General features: G+C 34.6%; 19 protein-coding genes and 2 pseudogenes. 9 read left to right on the plus strand and 12 right to left on the minus strand.

Annotated elements, in window-relative coordinates; genetic code table 11:
- The 3 genes and pseudogenes from ABEG63_RS19940 to ABEG63_RS19950 all read left to right on the plus strand — a co-directional run.
- Positions 1-245, plus strand: a pseudogene (locus tag ABEG63_RS19940) (IS110 family transposase); the annotation flags it as partial.
- Between the two features lie 585 nt (positions 246-830).
- On the plus strand, positions 831-1,838 hold the full coding sequence (locus ABEG63_RS19945) for an aldo/keto reductase (RefSeq protein WP_346587117.1): 1,008 nt from the start codon (positions 831-833) through the stop codon (positions 1,836-1,838).
- A 15-nt stretch (positions 1,839-1,853) separates the two neighbouring features.
- Positions 1,854-2,759: a helix-turn-helix transcriptional regulator gene (locus ABEG63_RS19950; protein WP_346587118.1), complete on the plus strand. Its 906-nt coding sequence runs from the start codon at positions 1,854-1,856 to the stop codon at positions 2,757-2,759.
- A gap of 115 nt (positions 2,760-2,874) precedes the next feature.
- On the opposite strand, the gene ABEG63_RS19955 is transcribed toward ABEG63_RS19950, so the two are convergent.
- Positions 2,875-4,104 carry a PQQ-dependent sugar dehydrogenase gene (locus ABEG63_RS19955; RefSeq protein WP_346587120.1) on the minus strand — a complete coding sequence of 410 codons (1,230 nt, stop codon included), beginning with the start codon at positions 4,102-4,104 and terminating at the stop codon, positions 2,875-2,877.
- A 203-nt stretch (positions 4,105-4,307) separates the two neighbouring features.
- Positions 4,308-5,249, minus strand: coding sequence for an alpha/beta hydrolase (locus ABEG63_RS19960; RefSeq protein ID WP_346587122.1), 942 nt, complete (start codon positions 5,247-5,249; stop codon positions 4,308-4,310).
- Positions 5,250-5,448: 199 nt separating this feature from the next.
- On the opposite strand from ABEG63_RS19960, the gene ABEG63_RS19965 reads away from it, so the two are divergent.
- On the plus strand, positions 5,449-5,751 hold the full coding sequence (locus ABEG63_RS19965) for a hypothetical protein (RefSeq protein WP_346587124.1): 303 nt from the start codon (positions 5,449-5,451) through the stop codon (positions 5,749-5,751).
- Positions 5,752-5,799: 48 nt separating this feature from the next.
- Here the strand turns inward: ABEG63_RS19965 and ABEG63_RS19970 are convergent, their stop codons facing one another.
- The 7 genes and pseudogenes from ABEG63_RS19970 to ABEG63_RS20000 all read right to left on the minus strand — a co-directional run.
- The gene (locus ABEG63_RS19970; RefSeq protein ID WP_312397357.1) at positions 5,800-6,171 is read right to left on the minus strand and encodes a response regulator; all 372 of its coding nucleotides are present in this window, start codon (positions 6,169-6,171) and stop codon (positions 5,800-5,802) included.
- A gap of 36 nt (positions 6,172-6,207) precedes the next feature.
- Positions 6,208-6,780 (minus strand): chemotaxis protein CheB, encoded by a 573-nt coding sequence (locus tag ABEG63_RS19975; RefSeq protein ID WP_346587126.1) that lies wholly within the window; start codon positions 6,778-6,780, stop codon positions 6,208-6,210.
- Positions 6,781-6,792: 12 nt separating this feature from the next.
- On the minus strand, positions 6,793-7,623 hold the full coding sequence (locus ABEG63_RS19980) for a protein-glutamate O-methyltransferase CheR (RefSeq protein ID WP_346587127.1): 831 nt from the start codon (positions 7,621-7,623) through the stop codon (positions 6,793-6,795).
- Entirely contained in the window at positions 7,624-7,989 is a 366-nt protein-coding gene (locus ABEG63_RS19985; protein ID WP_346587129.1) for a response regulator, read from the minus strand.
- A 15-nt stretch (positions 7,990-8,004) separates the two neighbouring features.
- Positions 8,005-11,616: a response regulator gene (locus ABEG63_RS19990; RefSeq protein ID WP_346587131.1), complete on the minus strand. Its 3,612-nt coding sequence runs from the start codon at positions 11,614-11,616 to the stop codon at positions 8,005-8,007.
- 5 nt (positions 11,617-11,621) lie between these two features.
- Complete coding sequence (locus ABEG63_RS19995) at positions 11,622-13,097, minus strand: response regulator (protein ID WP_267406185.1); 1,476 nt, start codon at positions 13,095-13,097, stop codon at positions 11,622-11,624.
- Between the two features lie 782 nt (positions 13,098-13,879).
- A pseudogene (locus ABEG63_RS20000) lies at positions 13,880-14,071 on the minus strand (helix-turn-helix transcriptional regulator); the annotation flags it as partial.
- Positions 14,072-14,718: 647 nt separating this feature from the next.
- Between ABEG63_RS20000 and ABEG63_RS20005 the strand changes: the two are divergent.
- Together ABEG63_RS20005 and ABEG63_RS20010 are read left to right on the plus strand one after the other, a co-directional pair.
- A complete protein-coding gene (locus ABEG63_RS20005) occupies positions 14,719-14,925 on the plus strand; it encodes a hypothetical protein (protein ID WP_346587133.1) in 207 nt (68 codons plus the stop codon).
- A gap of 583 nt (positions 14,926-15,508) precedes the next feature.
- The gene (locus ABEG63_RS20010; RefSeq protein WP_346587134.1) at positions 15,509-16,273 is read left to right on the plus strand and encodes a dihydrodipicolinate reductase C-terminal domain-containing protein; all 765 of its coding nucleotides are present in this window, start codon (positions 15,509-15,511) and stop codon (positions 16,271-16,273) included.
- Between the two features lie 104 nt (positions 16,274-16,377).
- Here the strand turns inward: ABEG63_RS20010 and ABEG63_RS20015 are convergent, their stop codons facing one another.
- Positions 16,378-16,785, minus strand: a complete 408-nt coding sequence (locus ABEG63_RS20015; RefSeq protein ID WP_346587136.1) for a hypothetical protein — start codon at positions 16,783-16,785, stop codon at positions 16,378-16,380.
- Positions 16,786-17,032: 247 nt separating this feature from the next.
- Positions 17,033-17,995, minus strand: coding sequence for a helix-turn-helix transcriptional regulator (locus tag ABEG63_RS20020; protein WP_346587138.1), 963 nt, complete (start codon positions 17,993-17,995; stop codon positions 17,033-17,035).
- A 322-nt stretch (positions 17,996-18,317) separates the two neighbouring features.
- Here ABEG63_RS20020 and ABEG63_RS20025 point away from each other — a divergent pair, with 322 nt between their 5' ends.
- Positions 18,318-19,169 (plus strand): hypothetical protein, encoded by an 852-nt coding sequence (locus ABEG63_RS20025; RefSeq protein WP_346587139.1) that lies wholly within the window; start codon positions 18,318-18,320, stop codon positions 19,167-19,169.
- Between the two features lie 158 nt (positions 19,170-19,327).
- A complete protein-coding gene (locus ABEG63_RS20030; protein ID WP_346587140.1) occupies positions 19,328-20,908 on the plus strand; it encodes a Na+/H+ antiporter in 1,581 nt (526 codons plus the stop codon).
- Here ABEG63_RS20030 and ABEG63_RS20035 read toward each other — a convergent pair.
- Positions 20,905-21,246, minus strand: coding sequence for a hypothetical protein (locus ABEG63_RS20035; protein ID WP_267406197.1), 342 nt, complete (start codon positions 21,244-21,246; stop codon positions 20,905-20,907). The genes ABEG63_RS20030 and ABEG63_RS20035 overlap by 4 nt on opposite strands.
- 648 nt (positions 21,247-21,894) lie before the next feature.
- Here ABEG63_RS20035 and ABEG63_RS20040 point away from each other — a divergent pair.
- Positions 21,895-22,764, plus strand: a complete 870-nt coding sequence (locus tag ABEG63_RS20040; RefSeq protein ID WP_346587142.1) for a LysR substrate-binding domain-containing protein — start codon at positions 21,895-21,897, stop codon at positions 22,762-22,764.
- Positions 22,765-22,791: the final 27 nt, after the last annotated feature.

Raw genomic sequence — 22,791 nt, forward strand, 5'->3', positions numbered from 1 at the left:
CACCTGGAAAATGTAGGACATCCAAGACTCATATCCGTGGTTTGTTGTATGTTTGTTCGTGGTCGGCAATTCGGTATAACAAGCATTGCAAGGAGTTTTATGAAAAGCTTCTTTCTCAAGGGAAGGCGAAGAAATTGGCATTGATAGCGGTTTGTAATAAACTTTTGAGAATATGTTTTGGAGTGGTGAAGAATAAGACGAAATATCAACCGGATTATCAAAAAAACTTTAAAATTTTAACCTAAATAATTTGCAATTTAACATAGAACATCAGGGCTAGGGTAGTTGCCATTTCATCAAAGATAGAAATATCCACCCAGTTTCTCATTCCTCAGAAATCTAAGCACAGTTCATTAAAATTTATGTTTGGTTATCCTCTATTTTACATACTTGAAAAAACTTTGTAAGCTTTTATAAGTGAAACGGCTTTGTGAAACTTAAAACAATTGGTAGTCAAAAAAAGACTTAGTGGGCTCGTATTCAAAATTTAAGACTTTAAATTTTATAGTTAAGCGAGCTAAGTACTGCTATCATTTGCTGAGTAGAACGCCATTGCGAACGAAAATATTTAAAATGAGATGCAAAGCTTTAGCGATCGATAGCGTTAAAAAAAGTCAGAATTATTTCAATCTTTTTTCTAATACTATGCCTAGATCCCTACAGGGATGACAAACTTTATGGATACAACATCATCTGTGAAAACTGTGAGAAATAAAATAAGTTTATGTGTAGTTTAAAATAGCATCAGTAATTTACATACAACCTTCTTCGTTTTGCATACATCCACCTCGTGATTTCTGCTCAACTTTGTATCAGTAAAAATAAAAAATATGAGCTTAGAGCAAATAAGATTAGGAAGTCAGGGATTGGTAATTCCCAAATTAGGATTAGGATGTATGGGAATGACAGAGTTTGAAGGAGCCAATATGTACGGAGAATCCGATGAGAATGAAGCGATTGCTACCATTCACCGTTCTTTTGAATTGGGAGGTAATTTTTTAGATACTGCAGATCTTTACGGCCCGTTTAAAAATGAACAGCTTATTGCAAAAGCAATCGGAAGCGATCGCGAAAAATACATTATTGCGACAAAATTCGGATGGGAAATCGATGATCAGGATAAAATAACTTGGGCAATCAACGGATCCAAAGAGTACGTAAAAAAAGCCGTTGAAAAATCATTGAAAAACCTGAAAACAGATTATATTGATCTGTATTACATGCACCGTTTGGATAAAAATACGCCGATTGAGGAAACGGTAGGGGCAATGAGCGATTTGGTAAAAGAAGGCAAAGTAAAATATATCGGTTTATCGGAAGTATCTTCGGAAACCGTAAAAAGAGCACACGCGGTACATCCGATTACGGCTGTTCAGAGTGAATATTCTTTGTTTGAAAGAACCGTGGAAGAAAAAGGAGTTTTACAAACATTGGAAGAATTAGGAGTTGGTTTTGTGGCCTATTCACCGCTTGGGCGTGGCTTTTTATCCGGGAACATCCGCTCTGTCAACGATTTGCCGGAGCATGATTTCAGAAGAGGAATTCCGCGTTTTCAGGAGCAGTATTTCCACAAGAACATCGAATTGGTAGAAGCGATAGAAAATATGGCAAAAGAGAAAAATGTAACTTCTTCACAATTGGCATTAGCGTGGATTATGAGCAAAGGTATTGTTCCGATTCCGGGGACAAAACGCAGAAAATATGTAGAACAGAATATTGCATCTGTCGAAATTCAACTTTCTGAAAATGAATTGCAAAAACTCGAAAGTATCGTACCTTTGGGAACCGATACGGGAGCTCCTTATGACGAATTCAGCATGGGGCTTTTAGATTATTAATATTACATTTACATCATGAAAACGATTGCCTCTGTTTCAGCTTTTCACCGCCTGTTGTCGCTTCCTCAGCCGAAGCACCCTCTGGTGAGCGTTATTAATTTATCGGAAAGTATTTTTATAGAAGATGAAATTTGGAAAGGTTTTACCAATCGGTTTTACTGTATCGCTCTGAAACGTGAAGCGACCGGAAAAATGCGGTACGGACAACAGCATTATGACTATGATAAAGGAGTCCTGAGTTTTACGGCTCCCCATCAGGTTCATTATTTGGATTTTAACTCGTTCGATTGTGACGGAAAAGGATATTTATTGATTTTTCATGAAGATTTTTTGCTGAAACATCCATTGGCACAAACCATTTCAGGTTTTGGATTCTTTTCCTATGCGGTAAATGAAGCATTGCATTTATCGGAAGACGAAGAAAATGATTTGGTTGAAATCTTACATAAAATTGATAAGGAATGCCAGCATATCGATCATCACACTCAGGAAATCATTCTGTCTCAAATCGATTTATTGCTGAATTATTCCAACCGGTTTTATGAAAGGCAGTTTATCACCAGAAAAAACGGAAACCATCAGCTATTAGCGAAGTTTGAGCAATATTTAAATGAATACTTTGATCAGGAACAATCTGCTCAGAAAGGTCTTTTAACAGTTCATCAAATTGCGGAAGTCATGAATCTTTCCCCAAATTATTTAAGTGATCTTTTAAGAATTCATACAGGGCAGAATACGCAGCAGCATATTCATGAAAAATTAATCAGCAAGGCAAAAGAAAAGCTTTCTTCCACACAATTGTCTGTAAGTGAGATTGCGTATGTACTTGGGTTTGAACATTCGCAGTCATTCAGCACGTTGTTTAAGAAGAAAACGAATATGGCGCCATTGGAGTTCAGAGCAAAATTTAAGTTTAATTGATAAGGATGGAAGCTGGAAGTAGGAAGCTGGAAGTTTTTATGCTCTGAAAAGCAATACAGAATCATATTATTTTTCAGTCTAATGGTGACTTCCAGCCTCCCTCTTCCAGCTTTTTTTACTGTTTACGGATTCGGTACAGTTTTCCGGCATCAGTCACCGTATACAGCGCATTATCCAATCCTTGGGTAATATCTCTGAAACGCTGGTTTTCTGTTGCTAAAAGCCTTTCTTCGCCCACAACTTTATTGTTTTCGATCACTAATCGAGCTACATGCATTCCGCTTAATGAAGCTAAGAAAAGATTGTTTTGCCACTCAGGAATTGTATTGCCTTTGTAGAAAGTAATTCCGCTTGGTGAAATCACAGGATCCCAATAATAAACAGGCTGTTCTAAACCATCTTTCTGCTGAATACCATCACCAATAGTTTCTCCAGAATATTCAATTCCGTAAGTAATGGTTGGCCATCCGTAGTTTTTTCCGGCTTGCACTCGGTTAATTTCATCGCCACCTCTAGGCCCATGCTCACTTTGCCATAAGTCTCCGGTTACGGGATGAATCGCAATTCCCTGTGGATTTCTGTGCCCAATACTATACAACTCTGGCAGAGCACCCGATCCTGTAAATGTAGGATTTCCCGGAGCCGGCTGACCGCTCGTTGTAATTCTTAAAATCTTACCGACTGCCGCTGTTACCGATTGTGCTAAAGGTCGCGTAGACAAATCGGAACGTTCTCCTGTGCTCACAAATAAATTTCCTGTGCTGTCGAACAAAATTCTTCCTCCGTAATGCAGGTTTCCGACATTAGCCGAAGGAGTAGCTCTGTAAATAACCGTCGGATTTTCAATAATTGTTTCATCATTTGAAAGCCTTCCTTTTGCTACTGAAGTCATATTTCCACCTGAAACATTTTCGGAGAACACCCAGTAAACCATTCTGTTAGAAGTAAATTGAGGGTCTACACACAATCCCAATAATCCGCCTTGTCCGCCTGAATTTACGGCAGGAAGCCCGGTAATGGGATTACTCACTGTTCCTGTGGTGGTTACAATTCGCATAGTTCCTGTTTTTTGGGTAATCAGCAGTCTTCCGTCCGGTAAATTGGTAATGCCCCAAGGGGAAGTAAGGGATGAAGTTACAATCTCGCTCACATAAGGAGTATTTGTTTTCACGCCGTTCGCCCGGGTTTGTCCAGCAAAAGCAGGTTGGTAATTGGTATTGCCGGGATTAGTTTCTACAGGCGGTAGGGCAGGGCCATTCTGTTCACCGTTTTCGTCAATATTATCATTACAACTTGCGAAAAGCAATGATGAGGCAATCATTACATGGTAAGCTTTCATTTTCATAATTCAATTTTTTGATGATTTTGATAATTAATACGGGTTTTTTGATGCAAATTACTTGCCGTAATTCACTTTTGTGTGGTTTTTAATAAAATTCATTCAATCGATTGCATTTATTTTTTTGCTTAAATATTTAGCAGTAAATAAAATAGACCTCAATCTTGGCGGATTAAGGTCTTATAAAATATAAGCTTATTTTTTTTCAGTTATTGTAAAAATTCTAATGCTTTAGAAACAAAAGCATCATGATTTTGAAAAAATGAAGCATGTCCGGAATCCGGAAAGATCAATAATTCTGAATGCTCTAAATTCTGAGCCATATTCTTCGCATTTTGAACCGATACTGGCAAGTCGTTTTCACCATGCACAATTAGTACAGGATTTTTAATCTGTTTGATTTCCTCCAGAGCGTTACTGTTGGGTTGAGCCCATTCTAAAACGGCCGTCAGCTGAGATAGGGAAGTGGCATCATTCAGAGCAATATCTCTATCTGTGGTACGAAGCTGAATTCTGTTAAAAGCTGCTTTTCCGGCGGCAATACTTTCTGCAGAATTCGTAAATCCAAACTGAAGAAAAGATTCTTCCGGTTTTAATCCGGCTGCTCCGGCGATGATATTTGGAAGGTTTGCCAATCCGATGGCACCTTTTGGTCCGGTTCCTGTTAAAATAACTTTATTAATTAAAGAAGGCTTGGTAAGCACCATTCTTTGAGCCACGAAACCGCCCATTGAAAATCCCATAATATTGATTTTGTTTATATGTAGCGCTTCCACAAAATCTATGGCATCATCTGCCATGGCCTGAATGGTATTTGGTGTTGTACCTTTTGAAGAAGCGACTCCTTTATTATCGAAAATAATGACTTTATATTTTTTTGCCAATCCGTCTGTTACTGCCGGATCCCAGTCGTCCATAGAACCTCCCAAACCGGGTAAAAGCACCAAAGGAATACCGTTATCATTTCCCAAAATACGGTAGGCAAATGTATTGCCTTTAACCTCAACAAATCGTGTTTTGGCGTTCTGATGATTTTCAGCCTGAATTTCCTGAACGGTCATTTCACTTTCTTCTCTGCAAGACATGGATAATGTTGTGAAAAGAGTAAGACATAAAACACTTGTAACTGAGATTTTTCTAATTGTTTTCATTGTAGTTTGTTTTTGTTTGATTATGATGCAAACTTAAAACAGAAGGGAAAGGAAAGCACGCAGAAAGATGTTCAGATAGACAATTTCAAGGCTCAACCGGACGCATGAAAAGTTAAAATCTTTTATAAAAGATAATTTTAACATCAAAAAAACAATTATGGCATAAATATTATTGTATTAATAAGGAAAAGCACTAAAGATGAAACGTATTAAAGAAAATAAAGAATTAATCAGCAGATATTTAACATTAAGTGTTAAACAGCATTTCGGAGTTGATGTAGATGTAAGGAATGAATATACTTTTGCAGAAAATCTAGTTTCTAAAAAGATGATTATCGCCACCACTTTTACCGAAAAAATAGTAGCAAATCCGGAGCTGAAAATGTTTTTATACTCATTAATCAATGAATTGAATAATGAAAAATGCAGCGTTGATTTTATAAGGGAAAAGTTTGATCACCTCAGAGAATCTGATTCTGAAGAAATGGAGAAAATTGTGTAAAATAAATCCCCACCAAATGGCAGGGATTGATAGGTGGAAAAAATTTAATTAAACTTTTTCTTTCAAATATTTTTCAACCTTATCTTCAAGGTCTTCCAAATTAAAAGGTTTTGCAACATAATCGTCTGCCTGAGCCTGCTCGGCTAAAGCTACAATGTCGTTATTTGCCGTTACATAAATCACAGGAATATTTTTAAATTCTTCATGGTTTTTCAAAAGCTTGGTTGCTTCTACGCCACCGATTTTCGGAATCCAGTTATCCATCAAGATAACATCGGGTTGATACTGAGCCACTTTTTCCAAAATATCATGTGAAGTTTCTGAAATTTCGACCTGATAACCATTCTCTTCAAAAATGATGGTGATCACTTCCAGAATTGTTGTGTCATCATCAAAAATCAAAATTTTCTTTTTACTCATTTTAGGTATATTTAACTTCGTTAGGTTTCTTTATTTTTATAATTGATTAATATAATTCGCTAAATTATTCGGTTTAATGATTAAATCATAATCAATTTCATCTACTGCATGCTTCGGCATATAATCTACTTCTGCGGTTTCAGGATCCTGAATCCATACTTTACCGTTATTTTTTTTTATGTAGCCCAAACCTTCGACTCCATCGGCATTAGCCCCAGACAAAAGTATGCCAATCATGCTTTCCCCAAAAATTTCTGCTGCCGATTTAAAGGTGACATCAATAGACGGTCTCGAATAATTCATCTTCTCTGAACTGTCCAGTGACATCGTTTTTTTATCTTCAAATAACAAATGATAATCCGCTGGTGTGATGTATAATTTATTATTCTCGATTTCTGTCTTATCTTCTATTTCAATAACTTCCATTGGCGAAAACTGCTGAAGCAAAGTCTGCAAAATATTGCTTGAATTCGCTTTTCGGTGTACCACCAATAAAATGGCAAAATGAAGATTGTTATCTAAATTTTTTATCATTTCCAGGATCACCTGCAGGCTTCCCGCAGAACCTCCGATAATGATTAATTCTATATTTGTGTTTTTTGTTTCCATTGTTAAATTATCTTAGCTATGGTCTACCTTTTTCCAGATTTTCTGATCGTCTATTTGATTGAAATTTTTATCTAATTTAGAAAATCTTAATGTTTCTTTTGCGCCTAAAGCTAAAAAACCTAAATTTTCTAAACTATTATCAAACAAACGGAAAACTCTTTCCTGCAACCCTCTATCAAAATAGATCAAAACATTTCGGCAGATAATCAGCTGAAAACTGTTGAAAGAACTGTCTGAAACCAAATTGTGGGTAGATAAGATCAACTTTTCCTGCAAAGCTTTATCGAATCGTACACTATCATAATTCGCCGTATAATAGTCTGAAAAATCTTTTTTTCCACCGGATGCGATGTAATTTTCAGAATATAATTTCATTTGCTGCAAAGGAAAAACTCCGGCTCTTGCCGTTTCCAACACAGAAGGATTTAAATCTGTTCCGTAGATCAGCGATTTATGATAAAGATTGGCTTCTTTCAGTAAAATCGCCATCGAATAAGCTTCTTCACCCGTTGAGCAGCCCGCTACCCAAATTCTAATTAGAGGATAGGTTCCCAACTGGGGTAAAATTTTTTCCCTTAGTGCTTTAAAAAAGTGCGGATCACGGAACATTTCTGTCACGTTTACTGTAATTTCTTCTATGAAACGCTTTAAATATTCAGGATCGTTAAGTATGGTGTATCTTAATTCTGCAAAGCTCGTAAATCTGTCAATCAAACAGATACGGTTTACCCTGCGTTTAAAAGACGCACGGCTGTATTCGGAAAAATCGTAGCCATACATTTCATAAACATCTTTAATCAGGTATTCTACTTCTTCATCTTTTACGATACTAGGTTCCAGCATTTAGAGTAATTTTTCAATAGCATTCATTAACAGATCTACATCTATCGGTTTTGAAACATAGTCCTGAGCGCCTGCATCCAAGCATTTTTGGCGATCTTCCGGCATAGCCTGAGCGGTAACAGCAATCACCGGAATATGGCTGATAGATGGTGTTTCTCGCATAATTTTAATCGCCTGATAGCCATCCATTTCCGGCATCATCATATCCATCAATACGACCGTAAAATCATTATCATTTTTCAAGACCTCAATGGCTTCCTGCGCCATCGTACAGCTTTCAATCTGAAATCCACGTGCTTTTAATGTTAATTTTAACGCAAATATATTTCGTGGATCGTCGTCCACAATTAAAACTTTCTTATTCATCAGAACTTTTGCTGTTTAACTTTCATACAACCAAACCCTAAGCAGAGACAACAACTGATCGATATCTACAGGTTTTGAGATATAATCGGATGCGCCTGCTGTGATACATTTTTCACGCTCCCCAATCATTGATTTTGCTGTGATCGCAATAATCGGAAGCCTTGTATATTTTGGCATTTTTCTAATTTCCCTAATAGATTCATAACCGTCCATTTCCGGCATCATCATATCCATCAGAATGACATCTATATCCGGGTTTTCTTTTAATTGCTGAAGGGCATGTTTCCCGTCCATTGCCACCACAACTTCAACTTTATATTTTTCTAAAGCTTTCGTTAAAGAGAAAATATTACGAACATCATCGTCGGTAATTAAGATTTTTTTACCGCTTAAAACTTCCGTTAATGAACCCAATACTTTATTTCGAACATTCTCTATCGAGCTGTTTTTTTCCTCAACCAAATGTAAAAACAAACCGACCTCATCCAAAATTCGCTGATAAGAATGCGCTGTTTTCACCACAATAGAATCAGCATACTGCTTGATTTTCAGCTCTTCAGATTTAGTTAAATTATGTTCTGTAAAGATAATAATCGGAAGGTTTTCCAATCCTTCATAACTTTTGATTGATTCAATGATCTGGTATTCGTTTCCTTTTGAGGCTCCGATGTCCAAAATTACGCAATCTACGTGATCTGTCGTTAATGCTTTTACGCTGTCTTCAACATTATTTTCTACGGATAAGGAAATATTGAAGTTGCTCAAGAAGTAGGAGAGTGCGCTCGCATGTTTGGCATTTTCTTCTACAATTAATACTTTTTGCGGACCTTTTTTCAGGGCTTCTTCAATTTTTCTGAAAACATCAGTCATTTGATCCAACGCTACAGGTTTGTTGATGAAATCAATTGCTCCCTTCATCAGACTTTCTTTTTTCACATGCAAAACAGACATCATGTGAACCGGAATATGTTTGGTTTCAGGATTAGATTTTAATTCATCCATCACTTGCCAACCGTCTTTTACAGGCAGCTGAACATCCAGCAAAATAGCATGCGGGCGATATTGTAAAGCTGCAGAAAGACCGTGATCGCCTCTTACTTCAACTACCGCTTTGTAATTCTGTAAATGGGCGTATTTCAAAAGGGCTTTTGCGAAATTAGTATCGTCTTCAATGATTAAAATAACTTTATCATCCTGTTGAAGATTGTTTCGGTCATCTTCCACATTATCAGGGATTTCAAGCATGTTGATTGGCTCGGAAACTGCAACTTCCTGATCTCCTAAAATATGCTGAATTTCTTCTACATCTTCACGAATGGTTTCCACCAAATCTTTATCCGTTTCGATAGGTTCAACTTCAGCAATTGCTTTGATTGGAATAATCAGGCTGAATTCACTTCCCTCATTTACCTTACTTTTCAATATTAATTCTCCGCCTAATAATCTTGCAATTTCACGGCTTATTGATAATCCAAGACCGGTTCCTCCAAATTTTCTTCTCGTGGAGCCATCGGCTTGTTGGAAAGCTTCAAAGATAATTTTCTGTTTGTCTTCTGCAATCCCAATTCCTGTATCTTTTACCGAAAAGATGATGAAATCTTTCTTTTTAGAATCTTTTTGGATATGTAAATTGATGCTTCCTTTTGTGGTAAACTTCAACGCATTCGACAGTAAGTTTCTCAATACCTGATCTACTCTTAAGCGGTCGGTTTCAATTACCTTTTTAACGTCTTCTTCAATGTTGATGTTGAATTGAAGCTTTTTCTCCTGAAATACGGGATTAAATAAATTTTTAAGGTCTTTCACCACATCATCGATCACCACATCCTGATATTCCAGCGTCATTTTACCGGATTCGATTTTGGCTAAATCTAAAATTTCATCAATCAGGGTTAATAAACTACTTCCCGAACTTTGAATAACTTTTGCTGATTCAATTTGATCTTCATTTAAATTTTCATCAGGATTTTCTGCCATCAATCTTGAAAGAAGAAGAATTGAATTTAAAGGCGTTCGTAGTTCATGCGACATATTCGCCAAGAATTCGGACTTATATTTTGTGCTGAGCGCGAGTTCTTCTACCTTTTTCTGAATCTCATTATTACGCTCGGCAATCATGTGATTTCTTTCTTCCAGTAATCTAGAACGTTCTTCTAATTCTGCATTTGCCTGCATTAATTCTTCCTGCTGCACTTTCAGTTCTTCCTCAGATGCCTGTAATTTCTGAGTCTGAGCTTCTAATTCTGTATTTAAATTCTCCAGTTCTGAATGCTGAACCTGAAGTTCTTCAGACTGAGCCTGTGTTTCCTCCAATAATTGCTGCTCTTTTTCGCGACCTTTTGCTGCACTCAGAGCAATGCCGATATTTCTGCTGCATTCCACAAAATAATCAACTCGATCTTCCTCAAAGTTTGAAGTTGAGCCTAATTCTAAAACACCGATGCTGTGCCCATCAGATAAAATAGGAATCAATAAAATACCGTAAATTTTGATAGTGCTGCTTGCAAAAGTTACGACAAAATCGTCTTCATGAAGATTATTATAAACCTGAGGTTTTTCATTGATAAAGACTTGCCCGACCATTCCTTCTCCAGGTTCGAAAGAACGTTTCATATTACCTTCCAAACCAAACGCTGAACTTAATCTTAAAACACCTTCGTCATAAAGATACAGCGAGCCGTTGATGCAACCTCCGTATTCAATCAATTCATTCAGAGATTCTTCTGAAACTTCTTTTACAGATTTATTTCCGACCAAAGATTCATTTAAAATGGCAAGCCCTTTCTGGCGCCAATCGCTTTTATTAATGGTATCGAACGAACTTTTTAAAGATTCTGTCATATTATTTAATGACTCCACAAGGTCGCCCAGATCATCCTCAGAATTATCAACCACTTTTTGGCTGTAATCTCCTTTTGCAACACGATTCGCAATTTGTTGAATGGCACTTACACGTCTGGCCATTTCAAGATCTTTTGCTTTCAGGGCTTTTTCCAATTTATCACGACGAATAAGATCGGCACGTAGTTTAATATAGAAAAATGCCGTTACAAAGACCGCAGCAAGCGCAGAAAAAATAATAAATAAAACGGTTGTATTTGAAGATTGGTTGAGATCTTTTGTCTTTATAGCCAGCTGTGTTTCTTCATATTGCGAAAAATCTTTAACGATTTGTCGGCATTTATCCATATAAGATTTGCTCTCAACAATTTGCTGTTGCGTCATCATTTGTCCTTTTCTGCGGTTTTCCACAAAAAGTTTCATATTAGCCAAGTTGGCTTCTACATTTTTTTCAAGAGAGTCTAACAACTTTTGCTGATGCGGATCCTGAATATCTAAACTTTTCACATATTCAAAAGTTTTAGAATAATCAATCAGACTTCTTTTGTAAGGCTCGAGAAAACTTTCTCTTCCTGTAAGCTGATAGCCACGATTTCCGGTTTCAGCATCCAAAAGGGCAACCAAAACGTCTTTTACAGCGGTTACTGAACGTCTGCTTTTTCCAACGCTTTCGCGATGGGTCATTTGGTTTTGAATACTTAAATAAGAAGCTATTGAGCTTGCTATTAAGATCAAAAGTGAAAATCCTACTCCAAACTGAAGATTTCGTATGATTTTTTTCGGCATGGAAATTAATTTAATGGTAATGTGAAATAGAATGTTGAACCTTCGTCAACAATACTGGAAACTCCGATGTGACCGTGGTGCTGCTTGATGATTTCTGAGCAGATAAAAAGCCCGATTCCCATTCCCTGAAACTGAAGGGAGGACTCTTCAACACGATAAAATTTATTGAAAACAGCTTCCTGTTTAAAATCAGGAATTCCGATTCCGAAGTCGGTAACATTTACTTTTACTTCCTGCTCTTCTTCGTCTACAAAAGTGGTTACAATAACCTGGTTGTTTTGTGGAGAATATTTGATGGCATTCGTAAGGAAATTAATGAGAACTTGCTCAATTCTGATCTCATCAAAAGGAATTAAAATATCAGGAATGAAGCCGTCTCGTTTTATTTTTACCTTATTTTCATCATGGGTCTGCAAAATAGTTTCAATAGCATTGCTGATAACGTTTTCAAGACTGGCCGGTTTTTTATTGATCTTTAGTTTACCGTTTTCAATTTTAGAAACATCTAAAAGATCGGTAATCAAAGTATTAAGTTTTTCGATCTGATCATGAACTTTTACCATAAATCCTGCCTCGGCACTTTCTTTTTCAAGCTTTAATTTTCGGTCTAACAGCTGAACGTAAGCTTTAATACTTGTTAAAGGTGTTTTAAGCTCATGGCTCGCAATGCTCAGGAATTCATCCTTTTCCTTTTCTACTTTTTTCTGATCATCAATATCGGTGAAGGTTCCCACCCAGTTTTTAATACTATTTTCATCTCGAGCGGGCGTTACTCTCAAAAGATGATAACGATAATCTCCCGTCTTTATATTTTTAATTCGAACTTCAAGTTCCAGAAATTTTCCTTTCTTTTTACAACGTTCAAATTCTTCTTTAATATTGAGGTCATCGGGATGCGTTTCCGGAAATTCCTGTTCAGCGTTGGAATAATCAAACCATTTACAATTTACAAAATCTACGATGCCTTCTTCGTTTAAGGTAAAAGCGATTTGTGGCAAAGACTCCAGCATCAGATGAAAATGATCGATTTGAGATTTCATGATTCCCTGCGATTCTCTTCTTCCTTTCACTTCAAGTTCCAGGCTTTGTTGCGTTTTTTTCATCGCCATATTCTGTTCCTGAAGGTTGTAAAATGTTTTTACCTTCAACATTAGAATTTCGGGATCTACAGGTTTCGTAACATAGTCTTTTCCTCCTGAAGCATATCCTTTGGTGATAAATCTTTTCTCGGTATTTACTGCCGATAAAAATATGATAGGAACTTCTTTCGTTTTGCTGTATCCCGCAAGAGTTTCTGCCACTTCGAAGCCATCCATATCCGGCATCTGAACATCCAGAATAATTAAAGCATAATTGTTTTTTAAAGCTTTTCCCAAGGCTTCTTCACCCGAATCTGCGGTGTCAACTTGAAAATCCTTAGATTCCAGTAATTTTTTTAGTGAATAAAGGTTGCTATGGTTATCGTCAACGATTAAAATCATGAGTAGGTTGTCAAAAATTATTTTAGGTATACTTGTTCAAAAATACTGACAATTATCGGAAAAATAGATATTTTTTAGTCTAATTATCGATAGGTACCACGTTCATAAACTTTTATTTGATATTTTATAGAAAATTTACTTCAAAATATTTTTTATTGAATTAAAAATATATTTCATGCAGCTATTCAATCGTTTAGATATAAAACATCAATGAGCAGTAAAAAAAAATATGAAAAAAATTCTCAAAACTCCCTATTCGCGGCATAATGTTTGAATAGAGAGAAGCAACACTTTTTTCACTTAAACATATATTATTAAATTAAAAACCTCCGATTTATGCGGAGGTTTATTTTATTATTTATACCTTTGCAGGGATTCTCATGTTTAATTTGAGTTTTCATGGTTATTAGTTTTTATCCCCGTCGCAAGTCGGGGATTTTGTTTTTTATAACGAGGAGGTTTTAATCGATTGATTCCGAATTGATAAGTTAAAAAACTTGGGGATTACGCGAAAAGTTTGTATCCATAAAGTTTGTCATTCCCGTAGGGATCTCACCATAGTTTTAGAAAACAAGACTAGAACGATTCTTTATTTTCTCTTTAACGCTATCAAGCGCTAAAGTTTTATATCTTATTTTAAATATTTTCGGTCGCAATGGCGTTCTACTCAGCAAATGATAGCAATATTTAACTCGATTAACTTTAAAAATTCAAAGCTGTTCCACTTACAAAAGACAGTAAACTGACAGTTTGTAATAGTTTATATTAAAAATGAAAACGTATTAACCATTGTTTTTCAGTACGCTAGGAATCATTCCGTATTTTCTTTTAAAAGCAGCTGAAAAATGCCGCGGATTTTTGTATCCCACCAAATCTGAAACTTCACTGACATTCATACTGCCGTTGAGGAGCATGTTTTTTGCCTGAGTCATTTTAGCGGCGTTCCAAAAATTAAAAACTGTGGTTCCGAAAAGTTCTTTAAATCCTTTTTTTTAAAGTAAATTCGTTGGTTCCTACATGATGAGCTAATTCTATAAGAGAATGATTTTTATCTAAATTATTAACAATAAATTCTCTTACCGCATATATTTTTTCTTCATCTTTTTGTATAAGTGAAGATTTTGAAGTTTCATTGGAGAAAAGCTGCTCAAGTTGTAAAAAAAGAAGTTCGCTTATTTTGGCTTCGAGATAATTTTTTTTGAAAAAGGTGTGCAAACCGTTGAATTTCTTGGTTCTGAGTTAAATTGAAGAGATTTTAAAAGATTTTTCCTTTTAACCTAAAAATAAATAATTAGAAGAAAGTATGATATATTCAAATAAAGTAAAATAGTCATTTGCAGCAGGAATTGTAGTGTCTTTATGTTGGCTGATAGGAGACATTTTCGTTGCCGGTTTTGATTCAAATCCTGTCGATTACCCTATTTTTTAGAAAACCTATGCCGATCAGGTAGATGTTACTTTTGCCACCTGAATGTTGGAAGGTTCTACATCAAGATTAATGTTTGGTGCGTTGATTGGCGCATTAACGGGATCTTTGCTACTTCCCGCAACATGACTTGTTTTTCAGTTTTTTAAAAATAGAACAAAAGGATATGCCATTTTTACCTATTGCATTTTGTTGGTGGGAGCAGTTTTGTCTCCGTTGGGGCATGCCGGATTTTTCTATGTAGGTGAAATTTACAAAGCTATTTATCATACAGATGCAGCCGCCCATCCTTATCTTCTGAAAACGGGAAGAGGCTTTATGAAAATGCTGAATATCGCCTGGGTGCAGCAATTGGCGTTTTGGCAATCGGTTGGATTACTTTTGCGGTTTGCATTCTTTTAAACAAAAGGTTGCTTCCAAGATGGATGGCCATTCTTACCCCCTTTGTGTTAACTTTATTCATCATTCCTTTAAAGCAAATATTACCACTTCCGTATTCAGGATGGGTAGGCGGGGCGATTTTCAATATCGCGTACCTTATATTTTTCAGTACGTTGTTGCTTTTATTCAGAAAAAAGCTTTTGGAAAGAGAGGAGTCTTTAAATTAAATACAAATGATCAAAAACTTAAAATAAGAAACTTCTTTCAGTCCAAAATCTAGCGTCTGAATGGTAAATTAAATTTTTTAATCTTTTATTTAGAGTCAGCTGTCTCATTGATGACTCGTGGTTAGCAGGAATAAAATATTCCTGCTTTTTAGCTTTATAATTAATTTTTAAGAAATATCCGTTTAAATAAATTTTTATATCTTGACAATTCTAATCGGAAAATTTTTTCACCTTTTTCGATTTATTTCTGTATTTACTGAATTGTACAATCTGTGAAATCACTCAGATTTTAAAAGTGTTAAAACTTGCTCTATTAATTATTCTTGAATAATTCATGCAGAAAATAAAAATTGATATAACCACTAAAATATGATAATATGAAAATAGGTTTAATTGGATTTGGAAAAGCAGGAAAAGCGGTCGCTAATGTGATCTTGCAACATCCTGATTTTTCATTAGAATGGGTTTTAAGAAGCAGTAAAACCATGGAAAATATTTCTGCGAAAGAATTTCTTGGCATAGATTCTTCAGATCCTGCCCAGATTTTTTCGCAGCAAAACATAGATATTAATACACTATTTGAAAATCATTCGGTTGATTTTATTATTGATTTTTCCAAAGAAGAAGGAATTTATACTTATGGAAAAGCTGCTGTTCAGAAAAATGTGAAAATTATTTCTGCTATTTCACATTATAACGAAAATGAAAAAGATTATTTAAAAGAGTTGTCAAAAGATGGCGTTGTTTTTTGGTCGCCGAATATTACTTTGGGAGTAAATTATCTACTATTTGCAGCGTCGTTGTTGAAAAATATTGCTCCTGAGGTTGATATTGAAGTGATTGAAGAACATTTTAAAGCAAAAGCCGGAATTTCAGGAACTGCCATGAAAATTGCAGAAACACTGGATATTGAAACAGAAAATATCAATTCCGTAAGAGCAGGAGGAATTGTCGGGAAACATGAAGTTATATTCGGATTCCCTTATCAAACGGTTCGTTTGGTTCATGAATCGATTTCGCGGGAAGCGTTTGGTAACGGAGCTTTATTTGTTGCTAAAAATCTTATTAATAAAGAAAACGGACTTTATAATTTTGAAGATATTTTAAAACCTTATTTTTTTAATGAAACAAAAAATAACTAAGAAGAATTGTGAATATTTTTCTAAAATTTACTAGAATTGATTAAAACTTAAAAAGCAAAAGAGACTACAAAACTGCAGTCTCTTTTAATTTAAATATAGTATAGTTAAGATTCGGTGGCAACTAGAAAATAATTGTTTTGTGCGGGTTCTTTCCCGAATAAGCTTCTGAAAATGTTCTGAAATTCATGAATATATTTACATCTGATGTTATTTCCGTAAATTTTCAAGCCTTCAACAATTTTGTTCGAACTTAGATCAATATCATACTTAATAAAGGTTTCAGGTCTTTCATATCTTATTCTCAGTTCTGAACTGTAAGTTCTTGAAAATCCGAATTTTTCAAGCCATTCTTCTGTGATTTTAATCGGCGTAACTGCCTCTGCAGGAACGGAAAAACCTTCATTATCGCTCTCAATCTTTACAAAATATTGTTTGTTATCACTTTGGAAGATTTCCGTAACAGTAAAAATTTGATTTTTATATTCCACAAGGTTTTTAATCTTAAGATCCATGACATTCATAATACTTTGCTTTTTAGGTTGTTATATTTCCTGAATAGGAGAAATTTGGTACTTAGTATGTTTGCAAATACTATGCCTAGGATATTAATATTATTTAAATTTTAAATTATTTTTTAGTTTGAAATACAGATAAATTGTTAATATTTAGTTTAAATAATTGATTTTTAAATGTTTGGTAAAAATGCCCAAAGTTAAATTTGTGGTATGTGTGTGGTATTTTTATTTCGGTCTTCAAAACTTAAGAAACATCTTTTACACTTAAATTTAAATATTCAGAGGGAGTAATTTTTTCTATTTGTTTAAAGACACGATTAAAAGTCGACTGATTAGAAAATCCTGCTTCCGTATAAATATACATAAGTGTAATTTTCTCCAAATCATTTTCTTTCATTAATTTTTTCACATAATTAATTCTGTATGTGTTTAAATAATTATTAAAATTCGGAAAATTATTTTGTCGTATTGCCTTTGATATATAGCTGCTATTGATGTTTAATTCTGCCGAAAGTTTAGAAATATTAAAGTTTGGATCTTTATAAAGCTGTTTTTCTTCCATGAAATTTTCAATTTTATTAAAAATTTCCTGATCGAGAATTTCTGTTTTTTCTGAAATAATAGGTTTTAATTCTTGTTTTTGCTCGATTTCATGTTCAATTTCAACCCTTCTGATTTTGTCTTTATAGAAAATAATTAATGCAATTACTGCCACATTAGAAAGTACAAGCAGTGTATCTGTAATTCTAATGTCTTCTTTGCTGTGTAAAGGGAAGTTGAAGTTGATATTTTTTGAAATGATAAATCCGATTAAGATACAGGAAATGACGAATCCGCTATAAAGAATAACATATTTTCTTGAAAAAAATACATAAGCACCAAGAGGAATTGGCAATAACCAAACAAAACTTGCCACAGAATTTTCCCAGAAAGCAAGCATAATATAAAAATCATACAGAGATGCAAGAATAATATACACATGAACCAGCTTATTAATGGAATATTTTTTTCGGTTAACAATAATATAGGAATAAATAAGGATGAATAAGCCTCCGGCAGTATACCACGGCATAATATCATCATGAATAAAAAATCCAAAAATAATTGTGAATATAAAAAGTACCGCTGCCATTAAAAGAATGTAGTAATGGATGAGTTCTCGTTTATATTTTTCTATCTTCTGAGCCTTTGTATACTCTTGTATCATTTTTTGTGCCTTAATAATTTTTTTATTGTGTGTTTTTTAGCTAAATACGAAAATTGACTGCTTTAAGTATTTGATAAATAAAGTTTTAATTTTAATAAGTCATTTTCCTGATTTTCATTAATCATTGCAGAAATTGATTTATCTCTCCTTTTATCTTTGCAAAATACTTCCCCATCATAAAAAATTTCATGTGAAAATATTATTCTATGATTTTAATTTTCGTGAAAAAATTTAACTGTTTGCAAAGATAAGAAGATTCAAATAATTATATAGAAAACACAAAATATTCTCCTTTTTATTTAACAATTTATAAAGTTCAAACATGAAGAAAACAAAATTATCTCTTATCAGCTTTTCGCTGATTTTTCTATCTGCCAAAATGTATTCTCAGGTTGGCATTAATACAGCTTCACCAAAAGCAACTTTCGATGTTGTAGGAAAACCAGCGATGGCTACGGCTGCCGATGGTGTTATTGCTCCAAGATTAACAGGAGACCAATTGAAAGCTAAAGATGCAGTTTATCTAGCCGACCAAACCGGAGCTTTGGTATATGTAACACAAGCGGTTACCACTGCGTCTCCCAAAACAGCAAAAGTTGATAAGCCAGGATATTATATGTTCAACGGCGAAACCTGGAAATTTGCTTTTGGTGGAAATAACGATGATGATATCGTAATTGGTGAATTGATATATTATCACGGTAGTATTCCTGCTAATACTTCCGGAGCTAATGTTTTGGCGAGCACTTACCTAAGTGATCTTCCGGTATTAGGAAGTGTGTTAAGATTGGACGCTCAATTCGATGGAAATTCATCAGGAACCGGAGCAATTACCACCTTTAATCCAAGGCTTTATAATGTAAGTTCGGGTGATATCAAAATGTGGGTTTCAGAAATGTCTACCCATACCGGAGATTCGGATAACGGAAATATAAAACTATCTCCCGGAGCTTTCAGACAGTTTGATGATGGGGTATATTTATCGCAAACTCACAACGAAACGGTGACTTTTGATATCACCATGCAGGAGCCGGAGCCAAGATGGTACAGGGTATATTATGCTTTCAGGGTAGATAATAAATCTACTGCGGGAAGCAGCAATGCCACTACTTCAGATACAAATACTTCAGATAACACAAGAGAATTATTTTTGTCTGTGCAAAGGTTATATTAATGATAAATGATATTGGTTTTAAGAGGCAATTTTTTAATTGTCTCTTTTTTTGTGATGCTAAATGGATTAAATTTTGCTTAATTATTAAATCTATAAGAACTTTTTTTTGACAAAGTTTTCTAAATTTATTATCATTGTAACTTAAAATATTTCCACAAATGATAGAAGATTTTCCGTTCTATTTATCTCTTATTGTTGCCATCATATTGCTTATCATGTTGGCGAACAAGATAAAAGTTGCCTATCCTGTATTACTCGTGATTGCAGGTTTGCTCATTAGTTTTATTCCTGGAATTCCTACCATAAAGATAGATCCGGAGCTTATTTTTATTATTTTTCTGCCACCGCTTTTGTACGAAGCCGCTTGGGCAATTTCATGGAAAGAACTCTGGAAATGGCGACGTATTATCGGAAGTTTTGCCTTTGTCGTTGTTTTTCTAACAGCGATTACAGTGGCTTTTGTAGCTAATCATTTTATTCCCGGATTTTCTTTGGCTTTAGGTTTTTTATTAGGTGGAATTGTTTCTCCGCCAGATGCCGTAAGTGCAAGTGCTATTCTGAAATTCGTGAAAGTTCCTAAAAGAATGTCATCTATTCTGGAAGGAGAAAGTTTACTAAACGATGCTTCTTCCTTAATTATTTTCCGTTTTGCAATGGTTGCAGTCGCGACAGGTCAGTTTATCTGGCAAGATGCGGTCTTAAGTTTTTCATGGATGCTTGTTGGCGGTATCGGAATCGGACTGTTATTAGGCTATGTTTTCATGAAGTCTCAAAAGATTCTTCCTACAGACGCCAATATGGATACCATTCTAACGATCGTTGCGCCCTACGTTATGTATATCGCAGCCGAAGAAGTTCACAGTTCTGGAGTTCTGGCGGTTGTAAGTGGCGGTTTGCTGCTTTCAAATAACAGATTTTCTTTTCTCGGAACCTCTTCTCGTTTGCGTGGAGTGAATGTTTGGGAAAGCTTAGCCTTTGTTTTGAATGGTTTAGTCTTCGTTTTAATCGGGCTCGATCTTCCGGAGATTACTTCTGGTATTGAAGGAGTAAGCTTATCTTCTGCCATTGGTTACGGTTTGTTAATCACAGTGGTTTTAATTGTTGTAAGAATTCTTTCCGCTTACGGAGCTGTGATTGTTACGCTCGTTGCGCGAAACTTTATCAGTGTAGCAGATACAAGAAGTCCAGGGTTTAAAGCGCCGATTATGATGGGGTGGACGGGAATGCGAGGTGTGGTTTCTTTAGCTGCAGCTCTTTCAATTCCTACCCATTTATATGCTGGCGGCCCTGCTTTTCCGCAGAGAAATTTAGTGTTATTTATCACTTTTGTAGTTATTCTTACTACGTTGGTTGTGCAAGGTCTTACGCTTCCTTATTTAATCAAAAAGCTCAATTTACCATCTTTTAATGATTATTTGTCTGATGAAGATGCAGATAATGAAATTAAAAGAGGTATTGCGAGGCATACATTAAATCATATCAAAGAAAATCATAATATATTGTTTGAAAGAAGTCATTTCTTACAGCAGATTCATGAAAAATGGCAGGGTAAAATTGATGAAGATGGCGATATTCAACTTTCTCCCGAAGTGCGTGAAGCCTATCTTGATATTTTAAATGCACAGAGAATGTGGCTGATAGAGCAAAATCATAACAATACAGATTTAAATGAAGATGTCATCAGAAAACATTTAATGAAAATCGATTTAGAGGAAGAAAGAGTACGGCTCGTTCATTAATGATTGTTTAAAATATTCATTAAATTTTCCAGATATTCATTTTCTTTCAATACTTTTTGATAAGATTGTTTGGCATAAGCAGGAGAAAGTTCGTAATTCTCTGGTTTTATGCTAAAGTCTTCATTTTCTATATATTGGTTTAAATGACGCGTGTAATCTTTAATCCATTTATTGATCTTTTTTCGTTTTATTTTACAGATTGTACTGTTTTTAATTTTTTGTAAAGAATTCAATATAAACGATTTATCACCATGGAAATTAATCACATTAGCCATATTGATAAAAGATAGGTTGTGCTTATCCTGTAATACAGAATGTTTGTCGTCTTCAAAAATCATGATTGTAAGGTTTTAATAATTCGATAAATTTTTCGAAACACTGAAATATATTGCTGAAGAATCAACAGACGGGTATTGAGGAATATTTTTTCAAGATCAGAATGATCTCTCTCAAGGATGTAAAATTATAAGTTAACATGACATTATTATTAAGTGGATATGGTGTTAAAACTGTATCTTCAAAAACCTAACCAAAATAATTAGATTTTCTCACATGAGGTATCTTTTGTGAAATTTATTTTAACAAATGTAATGAAAGGTTAATATTTTGAATTAAATCATCCTTTCTAACCATCAAAAATATTTTTGCCAAACAATTGATTATCAGGTTTAATGTGAATCAATCGAATAAAAGTTGAAATATATTCGATAATTCATCAAAATTTAATTTGTATAAGTGAAAATTATTCATAGTTTTGTGAAATATTGACACGATTCTAAAAACATAACACGTTTCCATTTCATTTTATCAAATTTGATAAAAAATCAGCATTTTTAATCTTAAATTAAATAGCTGTCTTTACCCAACGGGCCAGATGATATTGTTTCTGGTCCATTTTTATTTATTTTCTGCTGAATAGCTTTTATAATGTTTTACATTTGTACGGGCATTATTCTTTTAAATTAATCATTAAAATAGGATTGTAAATGGAGCTCAGACAGATACGTTATTTTCTGAAAGCAAAAGAACTTCTTAATTTCACAGAAGCAGCCAATCATTTATTTATAAGCCAAAGTACTCTTTCGCAACAAATTAAACAGTTGGAAGATGAATTGGGAATTCCTTTATTTAATAGAATTGGGAAACGAATTTCTTTAACGGAGGCGGGAATTGTGTTTGCAAAATACGCTGAAAAAAGTCTCCTGAAATCTCAGGAAGGTTTTCTTGCCATGCAGGATTTGAAGGGCTCGAAAAGCGGTGAACTCAATATTGGGGTCACGTATGGCATGCGTTCTACTATGATTTCTGCTTTGATTCGTTTTTCGAAAGAATATCCTGGAGTGCGTGTAAATATTGTTTTCGCAACAACATCTGAGTTATTAGACCAGCTTCATCACATCAAATTAGATTTTATTTTAACTTTTGCGGAGGGAAATAGAGTAGAATTATTCAATTATACGCCGCTTTTTACCTCACCGATGGTTTTGGTAACGGCAAAAAGTTCAGCATCCATTCATCATAAAAGTATCTCTTTAGAAACGATTGCAGAATTACCTTTAGCAATGCCTACAAAAGGTTACAGCACGACAAGATACATTATGAAAGCTTTTGAGGAAAATAATCTTGAACCTAAAATTTTAATTGAAATTAATGATATTCCGGCTTTGTTGGAGCTTGTGAAAAGTGGCAACTGGAGCTCTATTTTGGCGCAGACAACCATTACCGAAAAAGATGATTTGGTAACAATTCCTATTGAAGGCGAAAACATGATTCGTACGGCGATGGTGATTTCTCTGAAAGATGCTTACGAAAAACAATCGATGAAAAATTTTTATCAATATTTAAAAATCAAATAAAAACCTCTCAAATATTGAGAGGCATGA

Origin of the sequence: Chryseobacterium sp. C39-AII1, assembly GCF_039672645.1 — a bacterium.
In the GTDB taxonomy this organism is placed as follows: domain Bacteria; phylum Bacteroidota; class Bacteroidia; order Flavobacteriales; family Weeksellaceae; genus Chryseobacterium.

Bases quoted from the DNA above. Each gene is read 5' to 3' on its own strand.
- ABEG63_RS19945 (WP_346587117.1), top strand. From the start codon at position 831: ATGAGCTTAGAGCAAATAAGATTAGGAAGTCAGGGATTGGTAATTCCC.
- ABEG63_RS19950 (WP_346587118.1), top strand. From the start codon at position 1,854: ATGAAAACGATTGCCTCTGTTTCAGCTTTTCACCGCCTGTTGTCGCTT.
- ABEG63_RS19955 (WP_346587120.1), bottom strand. From the start codon at position 4,104: ATGAAAATGAAAGCTTACCATGTAATGATTGCCTCATCATTGCTTTTC.
- ABEG63_RS19960 (WP_346587122.1), bottom strand. From the start codon at position 5,249: ATGAAAACAATTAGAAAAATCTCAGTTACAAGTGTTTTATGTCTTACT.
- ABEG63_RS19965 (WP_346587124.1), top strand. From the start codon at position 5,449: ATGAAACGTATTAAAGAAAATAAAGAATTAATCAGCAGATATTTAACA.
- ABEG63_RS19970 (WP_312397357.1), bottom strand. From the start codon at position 6,171: ATGAGTAAAAAGAAAATTTTGATTTTTGATGATGACACAACAATTCTG.
- ABEG63_RS19975 (WP_346587126.1), bottom strand. From the start codon at position 6,780: ATGGAAACAAAAAACACAAATATAGAATTAATCATTATCGGAGGTTCT.
- ABEG63_RS19980 (WP_346587127.1), bottom strand. From the start codon at position 7,623: ATGCTGGAACCTAGTATCGTAAAAGATGAAGAAGTAGAATACCTGATT.
- ABEG63_RS19985 (WP_346587129.1), bottom strand. From the start codon at position 7,989: ATGAATAAGAAAGTTTTAATTGTGGACGACGATCCACGAAATATATTT.
- ABEG63_RS19990 (WP_346587131.1), bottom strand. From the start codon at position 11,616: ATGCCGAAAAAAATCATACGAAATCTTCAGTTTGGAGTAGGATTTTCA.
- ABEG63_RS19995 (WP_267406185.1), bottom strand. From the start codon at position 13,097: ATGATTTTAATCGTTGACGATAACCATAGCAACCTTTATTCACTAAAA.
- ABEG63_RS20010 (WP_346587134.1), top strand. From the start codon at position 15,509: ATGAAAATAGGTTTAATTGGATTTGGAAAAGCAGGAAAAGCGGTCGCT.
- ABEG63_RS20015 (WP_346587136.1), bottom strand. From the start codon at position 16,785: ATGGATCTTAAGATTAAAAACCTTGTGGAATATAAAAATCAAATTTTT.
- ABEG63_RS20020 (WP_346587138.1), bottom strand. From the start codon at position 17,995: ATGATACAAGAGTATACAAAGGCTCAGAAGATAGAAAAATATAAACGA.
- ABEG63_RS20025 (WP_346587139.1), top strand. From the start codon at position 18,318: ATGAAGAAAACAAAATTATCTCTTATCAGCTTTTCGCTGATTTTTCTA.
- ABEG63_RS20030 (WP_346587140.1), top strand. From the start codon at position 19,328: ATGATAGAAGATTTTCCGTTCTATTTATCTCTTATTGTTGCCATCATA.
- ABEG63_RS20035 (WP_267406197.1), bottom strand. From the start codon at position 21,246: ATGATTTTTGAAGACGACAAACATTCTGTATTACAGGATAAGCACAAC.
- ABEG63_RS20040 (WP_346587142.1), top strand. From the start codon at position 21,895: ATGGAGCTCAGACAGATACGTTATTTTCTGAAAGCAAAAGAACTTCTT.